13 protein-coding genes are annotated in these 20,016 nt (G+C 72.6%); 11 read left to right on the top strand and 2 right to left on the bottom strand.

All coding sequences use genetic code 11. From position 1 onward, the window contains the following. Positions 1 to 126: 126 nt before the first annotated feature. The 9 genes from RF640_RS05350 (at position 127) to RF640_RS05310 (ending at position 14,402) form a co-directional block, all read left to right on the top strand. Positions 127 to 1,920 (top strand): biotin carboxylase N-terminal domain-containing protein, encoded by a 1,794-nt coding sequence (locus RF640_RS05350; RefSeq protein WP_368827004.1) that lies wholly within the window; start codon positions 127 to 129, stop codon positions 1,918 to 1,920. A 19-nt stretch (positions 1,921 to 1,939) separates the two neighbouring features. Further along, on the top strand, positions 1,940 to 2,770 hold the full coding sequence (locus tag RF640_RS05345) for a thioesterase II family protein (protein ID WP_368827002.1): 831 nt from the start codon (positions 1,940 to 1,942) through the stop codon (positions 2,768 to 2,770). 10 nt (positions 2,771 to 2,780) lie between these two features. After that, a complete protein-coding gene (locus RF640_RS05340) occupies positions 2,781 to 3,488 on the top strand; it encodes a 4'-phosphopantetheinyl transferase superfamily protein (RefSeq protein WP_136341504.1) in 708 nt (235 codons plus the stop codon). Between the two features lie 768 nt (positions 3,489 to 4,256). After that, on the top strand, positions 4,257 to 5,330 hold the full coding sequence (gene sbnA, locus RF640_RS05335) for a 2,3-diaminopropionate biosynthesis protein SbnA (protein ID WP_336650029.1): 1,074 nt from the start codon (positions 4,257 to 4,259) through the stop codon (positions 5,328 to 5,330). Continuing rightward, a complete protein-coding gene (locus RF640_RS05330; RefSeq protein WP_368827000.1) occupies positions 5,327 to 8,185 on the top strand; it encodes a Pls/PosA family non-ribosomal peptide synthetase in 2,859 nt (952 codons plus the stop codon). The genes sbnA and RF640_RS05330 overlap by 4 nt, the downstream gene beginning before the upstream one ends. Then, entirely contained in the window at positions 8,182 to 10,707 is a 2,526-nt protein-coding gene (locus RF640_RS05325) for an amino acid adenylation domain-containing protein (protein WP_368826998.1), read from the top strand. Before RF640_RS05330 ends, RF640_RS05325 begins: the two co-directional genes overlap by 4 nt. 20 nt (positions 10,708 to 10,727) lie before the next feature. Beyond that, positions 10,728 to 11,726, top strand: a complete 999-nt coding sequence (locus tag RF640_RS05320) for a TauD/TfdA family dioxygenase (RefSeq protein ID WP_368826996.1) — start codon at positions 10,728 to 10,730, stop codon at positions 11,724 to 11,726. Next, entirely contained in the window at positions 11,723 to 12,802 is a 1,080-nt protein-coding gene (gene sbnB / locus RF640_RS05315; RefSeq protein WP_052132900.1) for a 2,3-diaminopropionate biosynthesis protein SbnB, read from the top strand. The genes RF640_RS05320 and sbnB overlap by 4 nt, the downstream gene beginning before the upstream one ends. 187 nt (positions 12,803 to 12,989) lie before the next feature. Continuing rightward, a complete protein-coding gene (locus tag RF640_RS05310) occupies positions 12,990 to 14,402 on the top strand; it encodes an MFS transporter (protein ID WP_336650033.1) in 1,413 nt (470 codons plus the stop codon). Between the two features lie 81 nt (positions 14,403 to 14,483). Here the strand turns inward: RF640_RS05310 and RF640_RS05305 are convergent, their stop codons facing one another. Further along, complete coding sequence (locus RF640_RS05305; protein ID WP_017834223.1) at positions 14,484 to 15,908, bottom strand: NAD(P)H-quinone dehydrogenase; 1,425 nt, start codon at positions 15,906 to 15,908, stop codon at positions 14,484 to 14,486. An 86-nt stretch (positions 15,909 to 15,994) separates the two neighbouring features. Here RF640_RS05305 and RF640_RS05300 point away from each other — a divergent pair, with 86 nt between their 5' ends. Both RF640_RS05300 and RF640_RS05295 read left to right on the top strand, forming a co-directional pair. After that, positions 15,995 to 16,816 carry a purine-nucleoside phosphorylase gene (locus tag RF640_RS05300; RefSeq protein WP_368826992.1) on the top strand — a complete coding sequence of 274 codons (822 nt, stop codon included), beginning with the start codon at positions 15,995 to 15,997 and terminating at the stop codon, positions 16,814 to 16,816. 69 nt (positions 16,817 to 16,885) lie between these two features. Continuing rightward, complete coding sequence (locus RF640_RS05295) at positions 16,886 to 18,655, top strand: phospho-sugar mutase (RefSeq protein WP_272026977.1); 1,770 nt, start codon at positions 16,886 to 16,888, stop codon at positions 18,653 to 18,655. A gap of 12 nt (positions 18,656 to 18,667) precedes the next feature. Here RF640_RS05295 and RF640_RS05290 read toward each other — a convergent pair whose 3' ends face one another. Beyond that, positions 18,668 to 19,930, bottom strand: a complete 1,263-nt coding sequence (locus RF640_RS05290) for a heparan-alpha-glucosaminide N-acetyltransferase domain-containing protein (RefSeq protein WP_368826989.1) — start codon at positions 19,928 to 19,930, stop codon at positions 18,668 to 18,670. Positions 19,931 to 20,016 lie beyond the last annotated feature (86 nt).

Below are 20,016 nucleotides of genomic sequence, written 5' to 3'. Positions count from 1 at the left end.
AACCGGTCTGCGCTTTGTAGGACTCCTACAGAAACGGCGTCGCATTTCCGGTCCGCCGCCGGGTGGTTGGGCGATTGCTCACGACGGGGAATACAGTGCATCGGAGGATTCGACAAGGAGTGAGACGTGACCGGTAAGAACCCCGCGGACGGCGCCATCCGCCCCATCACCAAGGTGCTCGTCGCCAACCGCGGCGAGATCGCGGTGCGCGTGATCCGCGCCGCCCGCGACGAGGGCATCGCCTCCGTGGCCGTGTACGCCGACCCGGACCGGGACGCCCTGCACGCCCGCACGGCGGACGAGGCGTACGGGCTCGGCGGGTCCACCGCCGCGGACTCGTACCTGGTGATCGACAAGATCCTCGACGTCGCCGCCCGCTCGGGAGCCGACGCCGTGCACCCCGGCTACGGCTTCCTGTCCGAGAACGCCGAGTTCGCCCTCGCCGTACTCGAGGCCGGACTGACCTGGATCGGGCCCCCGCCCGCGGCCATCGCCAAGCTCGGCGACAAGGTGGCCGCCCGCCACATCGCGGAGAAGGTCGGCGCCCCGCAGGTCCCCGGCACCACCGACCCGGTCGGCTCCGCCGAGGAGGTCCTCGCGTTCGCCGACGAGCACGGGCTGCCCCTGGCCATCAAGGCCGCCTTCGGCGGCGGCGGCCGCGGCATCAAGGTGGTCCGCAACCGCGACGACATCCCGGAGCTCTACGAGTCCGCCGTGCGCGAGGCCACCGCGGCGTTCGGCCGCGGCGACTGCTTCGTGGAGCGCTTCCTGGACGCCCCGCGGCACGTCGAGACCCAGTGCCTGGCCGACGCCCACGGCAACGTGGTGGTCGTCTCCACCCGCGACTGCTCCCTGCAGCGGCGCAACCAGAAGCTCGTGGAGGAGGCGCCGGCGCCGTTCCTGTCCGAGGAGCAGAACCGCCTGCTCTACGCCTCCTCGAAGGCGATCCTGCGCGAGGCCGGCTATCAGGGCGCGGGCACGTGCGAGTTCCTGGTGGGCCAGGACGGCACGATCACGTTCCTGGAGGTCAACACCCGCCTGCAGGTGGAGCACCCCGTGTCCGAGGAGGTCACGGGCATCGACCTGGTGCGGGAGCAGTTCCGGCTGGCCCGCGGCGAGGCCCTCGGCTACGACGACCCGGAGGTCCGCGGCCACTCGATCGAGTTCCGCATCAACGGCGAGGACCCGGGACGGCACTTCATGCCCTCCCCCGGCACCATCGCCGCCCTCGGCCTGCCCGGCGGTCCCGGCGTGCGCGTGGACTCCGGTGTGCAGGCCGGCGAGACCGTGGGCGGGAACTTCGACTCCATGCTCGCCAAGCTGATCGTCACCGGGGCCACCCGGCAGCAGGCGCTCGAGCGCTCCCGCCGGGCGCTGGCGGAGCTGCGCATCGAGGGCATGCCCACCGTGGTCCCCTTCCACCGCGCCGTCGTCGCCGATCCCGCGTTCGCCCCCGCGGACGGCGCCCCCTTCTCCGTGCACACGCGGTGGATCGAGACGGAGTTCGACAACACCATCCCGCCCTTCGAGGGCGTCCCGCAGGCCGGGCCCGAGGCCGAGGAGCGCCAGGCGATCGTCGTCGAGGTCTCCGGCAAGCGCCTCGAGGTGGTCCTGCCCGCCCTGCCCGGCACGGCCAAGCCCAACGGGGCCGCGGCCAAGCCCCGCAAGTCCCGCTCCGCCCGCGGCGGCGGCACCGCCGCGGCGAGCGGCGACAGCCTGAGCTCCCCGATGCAGGGGACCATCGTGAAGATCGCGGTGGACAACGGGGACGAGGTGGCCGAGGGCGATCTCGTGCTGGTGCTCGAGGCCATGAAGATGGAGCAGCCGCTGACCGCCCACAAGTCGGGCACGGTCTCGGGGCTGTCCGTCAGCCCCGGGGACACCGTCTCCGCCGGCGCCGTTCTGGCGACCATCTCCTGAGGCGGGCGGCCCGGCCCCGATGAGCACCCGACCGACCGGCGCCCCCGGGCGCTGCCTCGTGGACCTCTCCGCGCAGGACCGGCTGCGCAGCGGCGCCCCCGCCCGGACGCCGCGGCTGCGGGTGCTCTGCTGCCCGCCCTCGGGCGCGGCCGCCGGGTACTGGCGGTTCCTCGTCCGCGAGGACGTGCACGTCCTCGGCGTCCAGTACCCCGGCCGGGAGAGCCGCTTCCGGGAGCCGCCGGCGCCCTCGGTCGCCGCCCTCGCCGCGGAGGCGGCCGAGGCCGTCGCCGGCGCGCCGTGGGCGGCCTCGGACGTCCCGCTCGTGGTCCTGGGCCACAGCATGGGCGCCTCCGTCGCGGCCGAGCTCGCCTCGCTCCTCGAGCACCGGGAGGGGATCCGGGTGTCGCTGCTCGCGCTCTCCGCGAAGACCGCCCCGGGCGCCGTGGACGCGGCGGACGACGGGGACGAGGACCTGCGGGCCGGCCTCGACCCGCAGGACCCGGACGCGGACGAGGCGCTCGCCCGGTGGCTGCGGCGGCTCGGCGGCACCCCCGAGGCGGTGCTGGCGAACCCCGAGCTGCTGGCCCTGCAGCTGCCCGCCCTGCGCGCGGACCTGCTGGTCTCGATGGCCCACGACCGGCTCCCCGCCCCGGTCGAGGCGCCCCTGCTGCTGCTGCGCGGCAGCGAGGACCACACGGTGGACGCCGCCGGCATGGACGCCTGGCGTCCCGTCAGCACCGGGGCCGTGCAGCGGCGCGAGTACCCCGGCGGCCACCACCCGCTCGCCGAGAACCGGCACCGCCTGCTCGAGGACCTCGAGGCGTGCGCCGCGCCCGGCCGCTCCCGGTGAGCCCGTCGTCGTGACAACGCTCCCGCCGGGCGTGCCCGGCACGGTCGAGCTGCCGGTGCCGGGCGCCCCCGCGGACGTGCGGGTGGTGCTCGCCCGCGTGGCCCCGCTGGCCGGCTGGGCGGACTCGGTCCGGGACTGCCTGGACGAGGATGAGCGGGCCCGGGCCGCGGCGTTCCGCCACGAGAGCGACCGGCGGCGGTTCGTGGTCGCCCACTGCGTGCTGCGCCACGAGCTCGCCGCCCGCACCGGCGCGGACCCGGCCTCGCTGCGCCTGGGACCGCCCGTTCCCGCCGCGGGGCCCCGGCCCAAGCCGCGGCTCGAGGACCACGCCGTGTGCTTCTCCCTCTCGCACAGCGGCGACCAGGTGCTCGTGGCCACCGCCGAGCGCGAGGTGGGGGTGGACGTCGAGCGCCTCCAGGACCCGGTCGCCGCCGAGCAGGTGGTCCCCCTGCTCCACCCCGCCGAGATCATCGCACTGCGGGCCCTGCCCGCCGCGGACCGGCCGGCCGCCGTGACCACGGTGTGGGCGCGCAAGGAGTCCCTGCTCAAGGCCATGGGCTCCGGACTGTTCCGCGAGCCCTCCATCGACGAGGTCGGGGCGGGTCCCGTCCCGGGGCGGCCCGTGGCCGGGTGGCGGATCCTGGACCTGGCTCTTCCACCGGCCCCCGGTCCGGAGCGTGCGGAGTCGCGGGCGGCGCTGACCGTCCGCGTCCCGTGACCGTCACCGCGTACAACCACGGGTGGACAGGATTTCTCCACCCGGAGGCCGACTACAGCGTCCGACCCGTCGGCCATCCTTGAAGCATGTCGGGCCCCCTCCGGGAAACATGGTCCGGCAGGAGCGGCGAACAACTCACTCGCCCTGTGCCGTGCTTCCTCGAGATCCCGGAGCGGAGCACCTTCCGGACCCAGCACTCCATCACGTCAGGATCATCCGTCACGTGCCGTTGCCAGTACCCGGATTCCTGCGCTGACAAGGAGAGCCGGTTCCGCGATCGGCCGGGCCCCCGACGGGGCCGTGTCCGAATCGTGTCCGTCATCTTCGCAAATGTTGGTCGAGGCCCCCTGACCTGGGCCTACGTTGGTGACGTCGAACCATACACAGAGCTCAACGGGCGTTCGGGGGAACGCGCCAGGGGCCAGCACCAGTCGCGAAGCGGATCTCGCTTCTCCACCGGATGGGACAGACCCATGAGAAGAACCACCTGAGCAATCACGACCGCCGCCTTCGCGGCTGGCACCACTGTCCTGCGGCTCCTGCCGCGAGTGGGGGACTCACAGCCGTCGATCGCTCCGGGCCCGCAGCGCAGCGTTGCACCGATTCGTCGGGGCCGCGCCCCGCAGGACGGAGCCCTCGTCGACCGGCATGCCGAGAAGAGGGTCCTTGCGGTGCCCGTCAGCCGAGCTACGAGCCGACCCGAATGCAAAAAGCCGTCCCCGCGCCCTCCTCACGGATCGAGCGCACGGCGAGAGAACGAGGAACACTATGTCCATCATCAAGGCTCCGCACCTGTTCAACGAGGAGAGTCTGTTCATCGATCTGGAGGGCGTGCTGAGCCGCCACCTCTACCTGAAGATCGAGGGGTTCAACTTCGCCGGCTCGATCAAGCTCAAGCCCGCCAGGGAGATGGTCGAGCGGGCCGAGCGGGAAGGACGGGTCGGCCCCGGCTCCGTGCTCGTGGAGTCCTCCTCCGGGAACCTCGGCGTCGCGCTCAGCATGATCGCCGCCAGCAAGGGATACAGCTTCGTGTGCGTGATCGACCCGCGCTGCAACCCCGCGACCCGGCAGCTCATGGAGTCGCTCGGGGCGCACGTCGACCTGGTCACCGAGCCGGACCCCGTCGACGGCTTCCTCGGCGCCCGCCTCAACCACGTCCGGGAGCTGTGCAGGTCCGACGAGCGGTACGTCTGGCTCAACCAGTACACCAACCCTGGCAACTGGGGAGCGCACTACCGCTGGACCGCCCCCGAGATCGAGGCCCAGTTCCCCGAGCTCGAGGTGCTGTTCGTGGGGGCCGGAACCACGGGCACGCTGATGGGCTGCGCGCGGTACTTCAAGGAGCACCGGCCCGACGTCCGGATCGTCGCGGTGGACGCCGTCGGCTCGGTCTCGTTCGGTCGCCCGCCGGCCACCCGTCTGATCCCCGGGCTCGGCATGAGCGTGCGGCCGCCCCAGCTCGACGAGTCCCTGATCGACGACGTGGTGATGGTCGAGGAGCTGGACACGGTGCGCACCTGCCACCGCCTGGCCGGGCGAGGGTTCCTGCTCGGCGGCTCCACCGGGACCGTGGTCCACGGCGCCATGACGTGGCTCGCGGCCCACCACGCCGAGGACGTCACCGCGGTGGCCATCTCCCCGGACCTGGGCCGCCCGTACCTGGACACCATCTACCAGCCGGACTGGGTCCTCGACCACTTCGGGGCCGAGGCGCTCGCCGGCTCCGACTCGACAGCCGCTCTGAGCCGTCCGCACCACCAGGTGTCATGGCGTCGGCAGGCGGCAACCACACCGGTGACCGGTTCCGCGGCCACCTCCTCCCCGAGGAGTCTCTCGCAGTGAAGAAGCTCGCCGACGCCCTCCCGGCGTCTCCCCTCCCCCCGATCTCGGTCCCCACCAGGCGCGAGCCTCCGTCCGCACCGGCCCTCGAGAGGACCGGTGCGGGCCTGCCGCTCGAGCGCCGGCTGGCCGCTCTCCTCGCCTCGGTGGTGCAGCAGGACGACATCCCCGTGGACGCCGACTTCTTCGCCGACCTGGGCGCGGACTCCCTGGTGATGGCGCGCTTCTGCGCCCGGGTGCGCAAGCAGTCCGACCTGCCGGCGGTGTCCATGAAGGACATCTACCAGCATCCGACGATCACGGCGCTGGCCGGGGCCCTGGCTCCGCCGGAGCCGGTGCCGGCGGCCGTGCGAGACCGGCTGGTCGAGGTGCTGACCGGGGTGCTGGGCGTGGACCGGGTGCCGGTGGACGCCGACTTCTTCGCCGACCTGGGCGCGGACTCCCTGGTCATGGCGCGGTTCTGCGCCCGGGTGCGCAAGCAGCCGGACCTGCCGGCGGTGTCCATGAAGGACGTCTACAGCCATCCGAACATCGCCGCCCTCGCCGCGGTGCTGCAGGGCCCCGTGGAACAGGACCAGCCGCAGGAGCCTGATCCCGTCGTGGCCTCCGTGCAGACGACACCGCCGCCCATGGACGCGCGGACGTGGGAGTACCTCGCCTGTGGCACCCTGCAGGTGCTCGTCTATCTCGGCTACTGCCTGCTCGCCGGCGCGGTCGCGGTCTTGGGGTACCTGTGGGTGTTCCCGGCCGCAGGGCCGGGCAACCACCACTGGGTGGGCCATGGGATGGGCTTCGGGGAGCTCTACCTGCGGTCGGTCGCCCTCGGCGCGGCGACGTTCCTGCTGCTGTGCATCCTGCCGGTCGCGGCGAAGTGGATCCTTCTCGGGCGCTTCCGGTCCGGGGAGATCCGGATCTGGAGCCTGGCCTACTTCCGGTTCTGGACGGTCAAGACCGTCATGCGCACCTGCCCCCTCGCCCTGATGACCGGTTCCCCGCTGACCCCTCTCTATCTGCGGGCCATGGGCGCCAAGGTCGGGCGCAACGTGACGATCCTGACCACTCACCTGCCGGTGTGCACCGACTTGATCACGATCGGGGACGGGACCGTGATCCGCAAGGACGTGTACGCCAACGGCTACCGAGCCCACGGCGGAGTCATCCAGACCGGCGCCGTGACACTGGGCCGGGACGTGATCGTCGGCGAGGGCAGCGTCCTGGACATCGGCACGACGATGGGGGACGGTTCCCAGCTGGGCCACCGGTCCACGCTGTACACCGGCCAGGCCGTGCCCGAGGGCAAGCACTGGCACGGCTCGCCGGGCAGGCCCACCGAGACGGACTTCGCCACGGTGGCCCCGGCACCCTACCGCCCGGGACGGCGCGCCGTGTATGCCGCGGCACAGCTGGTGGCCACGCTCGCACTTGGCCGCGTCATGGTGGGGCTGACCCTGATCCTGGCTGTCCTGGCGTTCCCCCGCGTGGCCGCGCTCCTGGAATCGCATCCGCACGCGTTCACCAACTGGGTCTTCTACGCCGACGCCGTCGCCTTCGCCGGCGTGGGCGTCCTCGGCGGAACGATCGTGATGCTGGTCGTCACGACGACCGTTCCACGGGTGCTCCAGCTCTTGCTGAAGCCGGACACGGTGTACCCGCTGTTCGGACTGCAGCACGCGGCCGAGCGGGGCGTGGAGAGGCTGACCAACAGGCCCATGCTCGGGACCCTCTTCGGCGACAGCTCCTACGTCGTGAACTACGTCCGTGCCATCGGGTACCAGCAGCCTCAGCTGCAGCAGACGGGCTCGAACCTGGGCACGCTGTTCAAGCACGACAACCCGTACCTGTCGACGATCGGCACCGGCACGATGATCGCCGACGGGGTGTCGTTCATGAACACCGACTACTCGGCGACGTCCTTCAAGATCAGTCCGGTCGCGATCGGCGCGCACAACTTCCTCGGGAACTTCGTGCTCTACCCGGCCGGGGCCAGGACCGGGGAGAACTGTCTGCTCGCGACCAAGGTGATGGTCCCCGTCGACGGCCCGGTGCGCCACGACGTAGGGCTGCTCGGGTCGCCGGCGTTCGAGATCCCCCGTTCGGTCCTGCGGGACGCCCCGCTCGAGGAGCACGCCGACCCGGCCCGCTTCCAGCGGTCCCTCTCGGCCAAGAACAATCACAACCTGCGCACGATGGCTCTCTTCCTGATGGTGCGGTGGCTCAACGCGTCGCTGGCCATGCTGGCCGTGTTCGCCGCCCTCGAGCTGTCCGACCGGTTCGGTGTCCTGGCCCTCTCCGCGTCGTTCGTCGTGATGCTCGTGGTCGGGCTGTTGGTCCCCATCGTGATCGAGAACGTCATGACGCGGTTCCGGGGACTTCAACCCCAGCTCTGCTCCATCTACCACCCGTACTTCTGGTGGCACGAGCGGTACTGGAAGCTGCAGATCGTCAACCTCCGCATGAACATGCTCAACGGGACGGCCTTCAAGCCGTTCATCTGGCGACGGCTCGGAGTGCGGATGGGGAGCCGGGTCTTCGACGACGGCTGCTCGATCCCCGAGCGGAGCCTCGTGTCGATCGGCTCGCGCTGCACGCTGAACGCCGGCACCAACATCCAGTGCCACTCCCAGGAGGACGGCATGTTCAAGTCCGACCAGGACGTCATCGGCGACGACGTCACGATCGGCGTCGCCGCCCTCGTCCACTACGGCGTGACCGTCGAGGACGGCGTCGTCGTCGCCACCGACTCCTTCGTGATGAAGGGAACCACCCTCTCTCGGGGGTCCCTGTGGGCCGGCAACCCGGCCGAGGAAGCCCGTGCCGCCATCACGTCCCCCGTCGCTCCCGAAAGGCCCTTGTCATGACCACCACCCGTGCGCTCACCTGCCGGGCCGTCGCCGACCACCCGCCGGCCCCGGCCGACGACCGTCCCGCCGTCCCGGGGGCCGCCCCCACACGGATCCCCCGGTGGACGCACGACCGCCGGTCGTACCAGGCGCAGGTCGAGGCAACCGTGCCCGAGGACCTGAGCACCGCCGTGCGGTCCCTGGCCCGGGACTGGGAGGTGGCACCGGACACGATCTGGTTGGCCGCCCACGCAAGGGTGCTCCAGGCACTGTCCGGCGAGCAGGAGGTCACCACCGGCTGCAGGGACGCGGCGGGCACCCGGCCGTACACCCTCGACCTGGACCGGCCGTCCTGGCGGGTCCTGGTCCGCGAGGCGCACGACCGGCTGGTCCGGGCCCGCGCCGGGCAGACCGGGCACTCCGACCAGGGAGAAGCCCCGCGCCGAGCGGCCCCTGCGGGATACGAGGTGGTGTTCGACACCCGCCAGGACGCCGGTTCCGAACTGCCGGAGGGCGTCGTGCTCGGTGTCTCCCCCAGGCAGGCGGCCGGGGACGAGGTGCTCCACCTGCGGTACCGGCAGGACGTCCTCGACGCCGGTGCCGCCCTTCGGATCGCCGGCTACCACCTGACCGCGCTCCGCCACCTGGTCACCCGCCCCGAGACGGAGCCCGCGGACGCCGACCTGGTCGCTGCGGAGGAGCGGCGCCTCCAGCTCGAGCAGCTGGCCGGGCCCGTGCGGCCCCGGCCCCGGCTGCGCTTCCACGAGATCTTCGAGGAGCGGGTCCGGCTGCATCCTGAGCGCCTCGCCGCCGTCCAGGACGCTCGGCGGTGGACCTACACGGAGCTCAACGCGCGCGCCAACCGGATCGCCCGCGCCCTGCTCGCACGCGGACTCCGGGCGGAGGAGGTCGTGGCGGTCGTCGCCGAGCGGAACCTGGAGTGGATGGCCGCCGTCGTCGGCATCCTCAAGGCGGGAGGCGCCTATCTGCCGATCGAACCGCACTTCCCGCCCGACCGGATCGAGAAGACGCTCACCCGGGCCGGGTGCCGGACGGTGCTGACCGAGGACGACAGCACCGCCTCGCTGGACGGAGCGCTGGCCGGGATGCCGGCCGTGACGAAGCTCCACCTCGAGGTTGTCGAGGCCGAGGGACACGCCGACCACGACCTCGGCCTGGAGGTGCGCCCGGACCAGCTCGCCTACATCTACTTCACCTCGGGCTCCACGGGTGAGCCGAAGGGCGCGATGTGCGAGCACGACGGGATGCTGAACCACCTGTACGCCAAGATCGAGGACCTGGGGATCGGACCCGGCGACGTCGTGGCCCAGAGCGCCCCCCAGTGCTTCGACATCTCCCTGTGGCAGCTGATCTCGGCCCTGCTCGTCGGCGGCCGCACCCTCATCGTCGGGCAGGACCGGATCCTCGACGTCGAGCGGTTCGTGGACACGGTGGAACAGGGCGAGGTCGCGGTCTTCCAGGTCGTCCCCTCGTACCTGGACGCGGTGGTGGCCTACCTGGAGGGCAGACCCCGCGACCTGCCCTCCCTACGCAGCGTCTCGGCGACCGGGGAGGCCCTGAAGCAGGAACTGGTCCGCCGCTGGTTCGACGTGCTGCCCGACGTCAAGCTCGTCAACGCCTACGGGCTGACGGAGACCTCGGACGACACGAACCACGAGGTGATGAGCGCCGCGCCGGCGGGCGATCACGTGCCGCTGGGCCGGCCGGTCCCGAACGTGCGGATCCACCTCCTCGACGAGCGGCAGCGGCTCGTGCCGCTCGGAGCACCGGGCGAGATCGCCTTCTCCGGGGTGTGCGTGGGCCGCGGGTACGTCAACGACCCGGAGCGGACGGCACAGGCGTACTCCGCCGATCCCCATGTGGACGGCGCGCGGCTCTACCGGGCGGGTGACTTCGGTCGCTGGTCGCCGGACGGCAGGCTGGAGTACCTGGGCCGGCGGGACAACCAGGTCAAGATCTCCGGGTTCCGGATCGAGATCGGCGACATCGAGAACGCCCTCCTGCGGGTTCCCGGAGTCCGCGACGGGGCGGTCGTCGTGGCGGAGCGACCGGACCGGGGCAAGCACCTGGTCGCCTTTTACCATGCCCTCGAGCCACTGGACTCCGGCACGATGCGCGAGCAACTGGCGCAGTCGCTGCCCGGGTACATGGTCCCGCAGGTGTTCCAGTGGCAGCCGGCCCTCCCGCTGACGGCCAACGGCAAGATCGACCGCAAGCGCCTCACCGCGCTGGCGGCGGACGCCGAGCCCGAGGGCCGCTCGCTCGAGCTTCCGCGCACCCCCACCGAACAGTGGCTGGCGGCGGCGTGGTCGCGCGTGCTCGCCGTGCCGGAGGACGGGATCGACCGCCGTGACCACTTCTTCGAGCGCGGCGGCACGTCGCTCACCGCCGTCCGCCTCGCCATCGCCCTGGACCGGAAGGTCTCGCTCAAGGACCTCCTCAGCCACCCGGTCCTCACCGACCTCGCCACGGAGCTGGACTCCAGGTCCGCCGCGGCCGGCTCACCCGCCCAACCGTGATCCCACCGGAAGGAACCACCATGTCCGCCACCTCCGCACCTCCGGAGCTCGACGTCGACGCGCGCCCGGGTGCGCCGGCCACCGCCCTGGTCTCTCCCCCGGGCAACCCGGTGTCCTGGGCCCAGCAGCACCGTGACGCACTGCGGGCGACCGTCGTCCGGCACGGGGCCGTCCTCGTGCGCGGCCTCGGGCTGTCCCACCCCGACCAGGTCGCCGCCGTCTTCCGGGCCGTCAGCCCGGAGCTGATGACCGAGCGGGAGGCCTTCGCCGCCCGCAGTTCCTATGCGCCCGGCGTGTACTCCTCGGCCACCTGGCCGGCGAACCAGCCCATGTGCATGCACCACGAGCTGAGCTACACGCTCCACGCCCCCGGGCTGCTGCTCCTCGCCTGCCTCACCGCCCCGGCCGCCGGCGGCGTGACCGGTGTCGCGGACTCCCAGGCGGTGCTGCGCGCCCTTCCCGCGGACCTGGTCACGCGGTTCGAGCGCGACGGCTGGATGCTGATCCGCAACTACAACGACGAGATCGGCGCCTCCGTCGCGGACGCCTTCGGCACGGACGACCGCGCCGCGGTCGAACGCTACTGCGCGGAGAACCGGATCGAGCTCGAGTGGCAGCCCGACGGCGGCCTGCGCACGCGTCAGCGCCGCGCCGCGATCGTCCGTCACCCCGTCACCGGGGAGCGCTGCTGGTTCAACCAGGTCGCCTTCCTCAGCGAGTGGACGATCGACCCGGAGGTCCGCGAGTACCTCATGGACATGTACGAGGAGGACGGCCTCCCGTTCACGACGGCGTTCGGCAACGGCGACCCCATCGGCGAGGACGTCGTGGCCATGCTGAACGAGATCTACGAGTCGCACACGCTGCGCGAGCCGTGGCGCGCCGGCGACCTGATGCTCGTCGACAACGTCCGGACGGCGCACAGCCGCGAACCGTACGAGGGCGAGCGGGAGATCCTCGTCGCCATGAGCGACCCGGTGTCGCTCCAGGGCACGGCCTCGAAGGAGGAGGGACGATGACACTGACCAGCGGACCCGGCACGGACCACAGGCAGGACGCCCCCGGACGGCAGCCGACCATCCCGTCCTTCGCGGTCGTCTCCGGCGCGGAGGTCGACCAGGTGCTGCAGGGGCACCGGGCCGAGATCGTCGCGCTGGTGGAGGACACCTACCGGCTGCACGGCGCCGGACAGACGGTGAACCCGCCGTCGTACTTCCTGCGGTTCCCGGACCGCCCGACCGGACGGATCATCGCGCTGCCCGCCTCCCTGGGGGGACCCCGTGCCGTGGACGGCCTGAAGTGGATCTCCAGCTTCCCCACCAACGTGGAGTTCGGCATCCCGAGGGCCTCCGCCGTGCTGATCCTCAACGATCCGGACACCGGCTACCCTTTCGCCTGCCTGGAGAGCTCCATCATCAGCGCCTCCCGGACCGCCGCCTCCGCGGCCCTGGCCGCGGACTGGCTCAGCCGGGAGCGGGGGCGCCCCACGCGGGTGGGCTTCTTCGGCGTCGGGCTCATCGCCCGCTTCGTCCACGCGTTCCTGGCGGACACCGGGTGGGGCTTCGACGAGGTGGGGGTGTTCGACCTGCTGCCGGGCAGCTGCGAGGGCTTCCGCGGCTACCTCGAGCGCTCCGCGCCCGAGAGCACGGTCACCGTCCACGAGGACGCCGAGTCGTTGATCCGCTCGAGCGACCTGGTCGTGTTCGCGACCACGGCGGGAGAGCCGCACGTCACCGACCCGTCGTGGTTCGAGCACCACCCGCTCGTGCTCCACATCTCGCTGCGTGACCTCGGGCCCGAGGTCATCCTCGCCGCCACGAACATCGTCGACGACGTGGAGCACTGCCTCAAGGCCCAGACGTCCGTGCACCTGACCGAGCAGCTCACCGGCTCGCGGGACTTCCTCGCCGGCACGCTGTACGACGTCATGACCGGCACCGTGGAGGTGCCGGCGGACCGGACCGTGGTCTTCTCGCCGTTCGGCCTGGGCGTTCTCGACCTCGCGGTGGGCAAGCACGTCTACGACACGGTCGCCGGCACCGGCGGTCTGCACACCATCGACTCCTTCTTCCACGAGGTGCGTCGGTACGGGTGACGGCCGCCTCCCGGGTGTCGACCGGCCGGTCCGCCGGACCGGTCGACACCCGGGAGGGGCGTCGTCGTCGAGCGCGTCCCCGACCTCGTCGTCGTTCCAGGATGTGAGACGGGCCACCCGCTATACGGACAGCCGGGCGTACTATCGGGATCTTGTCCCCACCCACTGCTACGACCGAGGTTTCCCCATGTCCTCTCCGGTGACCGGGCAGGACGCCGCCGGCGCGTCCTCCCCCTCGCTCCCCCTGTCCGACCGCGTGCCCCGCAGCCGGGTGATCCTGGCCTCCCTCGTGGGCACCACGATCGAGTTCTACGACTTCTACGTCTACGCCACCGCGGCCGTGGCCGTGTTCCCCGCCCTGTTCTTCACGGGCGAGGACGAGACGGCCAAGCTGCTCGCCTCCATGGCGACCTTCGCCGCGGCCTTCGTGGCCCGCCCGATCGGCTCCGTGATCTTCGGGCACTTCGGCGACCGGATCGGCCGCAAGGCCACCCTGATCGGCGCCCTGCTGACCATGGGCGTCGCCACGTTCCTCATCGGCTTGCTGCCCACCTACTACTCGATCGGCATCTGGGCCCCGCTCATCCTGACGATCCTGCGCTTCTGCCAGGGCCTGGGCCTGGGCGGCGAGTGGTCCGGCGCGGCCCTGCTGGCCACCGAGTACGCCGAGGAGGGCAAGCGGGCGCGCGCCGCCATGTGGCCGCAGCTCGGCGCCCCGTTCGGCTTCATCCTGGCCAACGGCTTCTTCCTGGTGCTGACCATCGTGATGGGCTTCGTCTCGGTCGCCGAGCAGGGCACCGACCACCCGTTCCTCACGTGGGGCTGGCGCGTGCCGTTCCTGGCGTCCGTGGTGATGGTGGTCGTCGGCCTGTACGTGCGGTTCAAGCTCGAGGAGACCCCGGTCTTCCAGAAGGCCCTGGACCAGGGGCAGAAGGTCCAGACCCCGCTCGTCGAGGCGTTCCGGGGCTCGTGGCTGCAGATGATCCAGGGCACGTTCATCATGCTCGCCACCTACATGCTCTTCTACCTGATGACCGCGTGGATCCTCTCCTACGGCATCGGCAGCCCCGCCAACGGCGGCCTCGGCATCCCCTACCGGGACTTCCTGGTGCTGCAGCTGCTCGCCGTGCTGCTGTTCGCCGCCATGGTGCCCGTCTCCGGGTGGGTCGCGGACCGCTTCGGCCGGCGCAGCTCGCAGCTGGTCATCACCTCGGTGATCCTGCTCTTCGGGCTGAGCTTCGGCCTGCTCATGGACCCGGCCGCGGTCGGCACCGGTGCGGACGTCAGCACGGGCCGCGTGCTGTTCTTCCTCGTGGTCGGCATGACCCTGATGGGCCTGACCTTCGGCTCGATGTCCGCGATCCTGCCCGAGCTGTTCCCCACGAACGTGCGCTACACCGGCTCCGGCGTCGCGTACAACACGGCGTCGATCCTCGGTGCCGCCATCACCCCGTACGTCGCCGTCACCCTCAACGCGAGCTACGGCGTGGGCTCCGTCGGCCTCTACCTGGCGTTCGGCGCCGTGCTGACCCTCGTGGCCCTCTGGTTCTCCCCGGAGACCAAGGACGTCGACATGGAGAACGTCGTCACCCGCCGCTGACCCGCTCCCGTCGGCGCCGGCACGCGCAACGGCCGCATCCCCTGCAGCGGGGGATGCGGCCGTTGTGCGTGCCGGCGGGGATCAGACGTGCACGTGCAGGCGCCGGGCCGCCTCCGAGATCGACCCGGTGAGGGACGGGTAGATCGTGAAGGTGTCGGCGAGGTCGTCGACGTGCAGCTTGTGGGTGACGGCCAGGGAGATCGGGAAGATCAGCTCGGACGCGCGGGGACCCACCACCACTCCCCCGATCACCGTGCCGGAGCCCTTGCGGGAGAAGATCTTCACGAACCCGTCCTCGACCGCCATCATCTTGGCGCGCGGGTTGGTGGAGAGCTTCAGCATGATGGTGTCCGCCTGGTAGGTGCCGTCCTCGATGGACTTCTCGCTCACGCCCACGGACGCGATCTCGGGCGAGGTGAAGATGTTGGAGGCCACCAGGTGGGTGCGCAGCGGCTTGACGGCGTCGCCCATGAGGTGCGCCACGGCGATCCGGCCCTGCATTGCCGCCACCGAGGCGAGCGGGAGCACGCCCGTGCAGTCGCCCACGGCGTAGACGCCCGGCACGGTGGTGCGGGAGACGCCGTCCACCTTGATGTGCCCGGACTCGGCGCGGGCCACCCCGACCTCCTCGAGCCCGAGGTCGTCGGTGGCCGGGATCGCGCCGACCGCGACGAGGCAGTGCGAGCCGGCGATCTTGCGCCCGTCGGAGAGCGTGACGACCACCCCGTTCTCGCTGCGCTCCACGGAGTCGGCGCGGGAGCGGCTGAGCACGTTCATGCCGCGGCGCTCGAAGACGCTCTCGAGCACGGCCGCGGCATCCTCGTCCTCGCCGGGCAGCACCTGGTCCCGGGAGGAGACGAGCGTGACCTCGGCCCCGAGACCCCGGTAGGCCGAGGCGAACTCCGCGCCGGTCACGCCGGAGCCCACCACGATCATGTGCTCGGGGACCTCCGTGAGGTGGTAGACCTGCTTCCAGTTGAAGATCCGCTCCCCGTCCGGCTTCGCGGACGGCAGCTCCCGGGGATAGGCCCCGACGGCGAGCAGCACGGCCTGCGCGTCGAGGGTGTACTCCAGCCCGTCGTCGGTGGTGACCTGCACGCAGGTGGGGCTGAGCAGCCGGCCGGTGCCCGCGATCACGCGCACCCCCACCCGCTCGAGCCCGCGCTTGATGTCCCGGGACTGGGACGCCGCGAGGCGCAGGAGACGGGTGTTGACCTTCTCCAGGTCCACGGCGAGGTCGTTGATCTCGTCCCCGTCCTTGCTGCCCCCGCGCACGTGCACCCCCAGGTCCGCGGCCTCGGCGAAGCGGGTCATCGCGTCGGCGGAGGCGATGAGCGTCTTGGAGGGAACCACGTCCGTCAGCACCGCGGAGCCGCCCAGGCCCTGGCGCTCGACGACGGTCACGTCCGCCCCGAGGCTGGCGGCGACCAGGGCGGCCTCGTAGCCGCCCGGACCGCCCCCGATGATGACGAGCTTCTGGATGGAGAATTCGCTGTGTGCAGTCACCCGGCCATTCTTGCAGGTGCCGCTCCGGCGGCGGAACCGGCCCGGCCGCGCCGGGCGGCCCGGGACCATGCGGTAGCTTGGGGCGGGTGGACACAGAGCACAGCGCTGACCGGGCCGACCCCTTCGAACTCGCCCAGGAGGCCGCGGACGCCCTCCGCAGGGCCACCGGGGTCGACACGCACGAGATCGCCCTGACCCTCGGCTCCGGCTGGGGCCAGGCTGCCGATCTGATCGGCGAGACCGTCGCCGAGATCCCGGCCGCGGAGATCCCCGGCTTCACCCCGCCCGCCCTCGAGGGCCACGTGGGCACGCTGCGCTCGGTGCGCACCACCGCGGGCCGGCACGCGCTGGTGATCGGCGCCCGCACCCACTACTACGAGGGCCGGGGCGTGCGCCCCGTGGTGCACGGCGTGCGCACCGCGGCCGCCGCCGGGGCCCGCACCATGATCCTCACCAACGGCTGCGGCGGGCTGAACCCGTCCTGGGGCCCCGGCACCCCGGTGCTCATCAGCGACCACCTCAACCTCACGGGCCGGTCCCCGCTCGAGGGCGCCACGTTCGTGGATCTCACCGACCTGTACTCCCCGCGGCTGCGCGAGCTGGCCCGCGGGGTGGACCCCACCCTCGACGAGGGGGTCTACGCGCAGTTCCCCGGCCCGCACTACGAGACGCCGGCGGAGGTGCGGATGGCCGGGGTGCTCGGCGCCGACCTCGTCGGGATGTCCACCGCTCTGGAGGCCATCGCCGCCCGGCACGCCGGCATGGAGGTCTTCGGGATCTCCCTCGTGACCAACCAGGCCGCCGGGATCTCCGCGACCCCGCTCTCCCACGAGGAGGTCCTCGAGGCCGGCCGCGCCGCGGGCGCCCGGATCTCCGGACTGCTCGCCCGCATCGTCGCCCAGCTCTGACCGGCCCCGGGCCGGGACGGGTTCCCGGCCCGGCACCCCGACGCACCGGACGCCCCAGGAGGCCGCGCCATGACCACCGACCCCCGCACCGACCCGCAGCTCCTCGACGCCGCGCGCGCGTGGGGCGCCGCCGACCCGGACCCCGCCACCCGCGCCGAGCTCGAGGCCCTCGTCGAGGCGGCCGCCGCCGGTGACGCCGCCGCACGGGCGGAACTGGCCGACCGCTTCTCGGGCACCCTCCAGTTCGGCACCGCCGGGCTGCGGGCGGCCCTGGGCGCCGGGCCGATGCGGATGAACCGGGTGGTGGTGCTGCGCGCCGCGGCGGGGCTGGCCGCCCACGTCCTGGCCGTGCAGACCCCGGCGGACGGCGCGGCGGGCTCCGCCCGGCGCCCCCGTGCGGTGGTCGGCTACGACGCCCGGCACGGCTCCGAGGTCTTCGCCCGGGACACCGCCGCGGTGTTCACAGCCGCCGGCATCGAGACGCTGCTGCTGCCCGCGCCGCTGCCCACCCCCGTCCTGGCGTGGGCGGTGCGGGCCCTCGAGGCGGAGGTGGGCGTCATGGTCACCGCCAGCCACAACCCGCCGGCGGACAACGGCTACAAGGTCTACCTCGGCGGCCGGACCGTGGAGCCGGCGGCCCGCGGCTGCCAGATCGTGGCCCCGCACGACCGGATGATCGCCGAGCGGATCGCGGCCGTCGGCCCCGTCGAGGACATCCCCCGGGCGCAGGACGGGTGGACCGTCCTGCCCGCGAGCGTCGAGCAGGACTACCTCGACGCCGTGCTCCCCGCCGTGGTCCCCGCGTCCGCGGACGGGGAACGTCCCCTGCGGGTGGTCCTCACCCCGCTGCACGGGGTGGGCGGGCGCACGACGACGGAGGCCCTGCGGCGGGCCGGTCTCGCCGACGTGCACGTGGTCCCGGAGCAGGCGGAGCCGGACCCGGACTTCCCCACGGTCGCGTTCCCCAATCCCGAGGAGCCCGGCGCCCTGGACCTGGCCCTGGCCACCGCCCGCGCCGTGGGCGCGGACCTCGTCCTGGCCAACGACCCCGACGCGGACCGGGTGGCCGTGGCCGTCCCGGTGCCAGGGAACGGGACCCGCGCCGGGGGCACGGCGCAGGACTGGCGGATGCTGCGTGGCGACGAAGTGGGCGTGCTGCTCGGCCACGCCGCGGCGGCCCGGTGCGCGGGCCGCGAAGGCGCCGTGTTCGCGAACTCCATCGTCTCCTCCCGCCTGCTGGGGCGGATCGCCGCCGCGGCGGGGATCGCGCACCAGGAGACGCTGACCGGCTTCAAGTGGATCGCCCGCGTCCCGGGGCTCGCGTTCGGCTACGAGGAGGCGCTGGGCTACTGTGTGGCGCCGGAGGTGGTCCGGGACAAGGACGGGATCAGTGCGGCCGTGGCGGTGGCGGTGCTCGCCGACGAGCTGCGCGCGCAGGGCCGGACCCTGCTGGACGTGCTGGACGACCTCGCCCTGGCCCACGGGCTGTACGCGACCGACCAGCTGAGCATCCGGGTGGCGGACCTGAGCCGCATCCCGGTCATGGCGGCCGCCCTGCGGGACGCCCCGCCCGCGGCGCTGGGCGGCTCCGCGGTGGTCGAGGTCGCGGACCTCGCCGCCCCGGGGACAGGGCTGCCGCCCACCGAGGGCCTGCGCCTGCTCACCGCGGACGGCACCCGGGTGATCGTGCGCCCCTCCGGGACGGAGCCGAAGCTCAAGTGCTACCTCGAGGTGGTCGCCCCGGTGGCCGGCCGAGCCGCGCTGCCCGCCGCCCGGGCCGAGGCGCAGGAGCGGCTCGGGCGGATCCGCGCCGAGCTCGAGGCCGCGCTGGGTCTCTGACGGTGCACGGGCTCAGGCGGCCGGCGGCCGTGCCCCGTCCCCGTCCCGGGCGAGGACCCGGCGCGAGACGGCCTTGGTCGACCGGGTGACCACCTTCTCCAGCGGGCCCTGGCCCAGGTATCGCTGCCAGAGGACGGCCACGAGCGCGAAGGCGACGATCTGTCCCCAGAACCACAGGCTGGGGGCGTCCCAGAACAGCTCCAGCCACATGACCAGCAGGTGGGCTACGTAGAGGGTGAAGGTCATGGCTCCCATGGCCGTCAGGGGCATGAGCACTCTCCCCACCGCGCGCGGGAGCAGCAGGAAGACACCCAGCGTGAACACCGCGAGGCCCAGGCTCAGGAGCAGCGAGAACGGAGTGTTCGAGTGCGCGCCGGGCACGAGCAGCCACCACAGCGTGGTGGTCGGCAGCTCCGGGTCGGCCCCGAAGACCAGGATCTCATCGATCTCCTCTTCGCTCATCCACGGCGTGGCCCCGGCGATGGCGTCGTAGCCGCCCAGACGCAGCGCGAGGTCGGAGGCGGCCCAGGTGACGGCGGCGAGCGCCGCCCCCACCGCGGCGAGGCCGGCCTGCACGCGGCGGTGCGCCAGGTTCATCCGGCCCAGGGCGATGCCGGCGCACACGAACGTCATCCACGGCAGGGCCGGATAGGAGCCCGTGAGGAACAGGTGGGCGGCGACGCCCCCGGGGTCCTGCGCGAGGTCCAGCAGACTGGGGTTGTCGTAGACGTGGGCCGGGAGGAAGCCCAGGGACCACTGCATGACGAAGGGCGAGATCAGCGCGAACAGACCGGCGCTCAGGAGCAGGTACCGGATCCTCAGGCCGAGGAAGGGGATGGCCAGCAGGAAGAACACCCCGTAGTAGATGAGGATGTTGTCCCACGGCAGCACCAGGAACCCCAGCAGGAAGCCGACCAGGGCGATGATCGCGGCACGGCAGACCTGCGCCCACCGGGAGGCGGTCCGCCTGCGCCCGGTGTGCGGGGTGCGCCCGCCCGTGGTGAAGGCCAGGCTCACCCCGGCCAGGGTCGCGAACAGGGCGGACGAGTGACCCGCGAACAGGGTCCAGGTCAGGGTCGGGTCCCCGGTGTCCTCGTGGAAGAGGGGAAGCGTGTGCACGGCGACCATGCCGAAGAGGGCGAACCCGCGGGCGGCGTCGACGCCGGTGAGCCGGCGGGTCGTCCGGGGGGCCCCGGCGGCGTTGCGCCCGGGTCCTTCCGTCGGGACACCGTTGGCGGTGGCCGTCCCGGCCGGCGGCGTGCGTTCTGCGGACATGCGGTTCCCCCACGGATCGATCGGTTCGGGCACCCGTGCCGGTCCCGGCCCCGTCCGCGCCCCCCGGCACGGCGCCCGGCGCGCGC

The organism is Kocuria sp. CPCC 205231, assembly GCF_040980965.1.
Taxonomy (GTDB): domain Bacteria; phylum Actinomycetota; class Actinomycetes; order Actinomycetales; family Micrococcaceae; genus Kocuria; species Kocuria rosea.
Note: the sequence above shows the minus strand (reverse complement) of the source record. Positions and strands in the feature narration are given on the sequence as shown.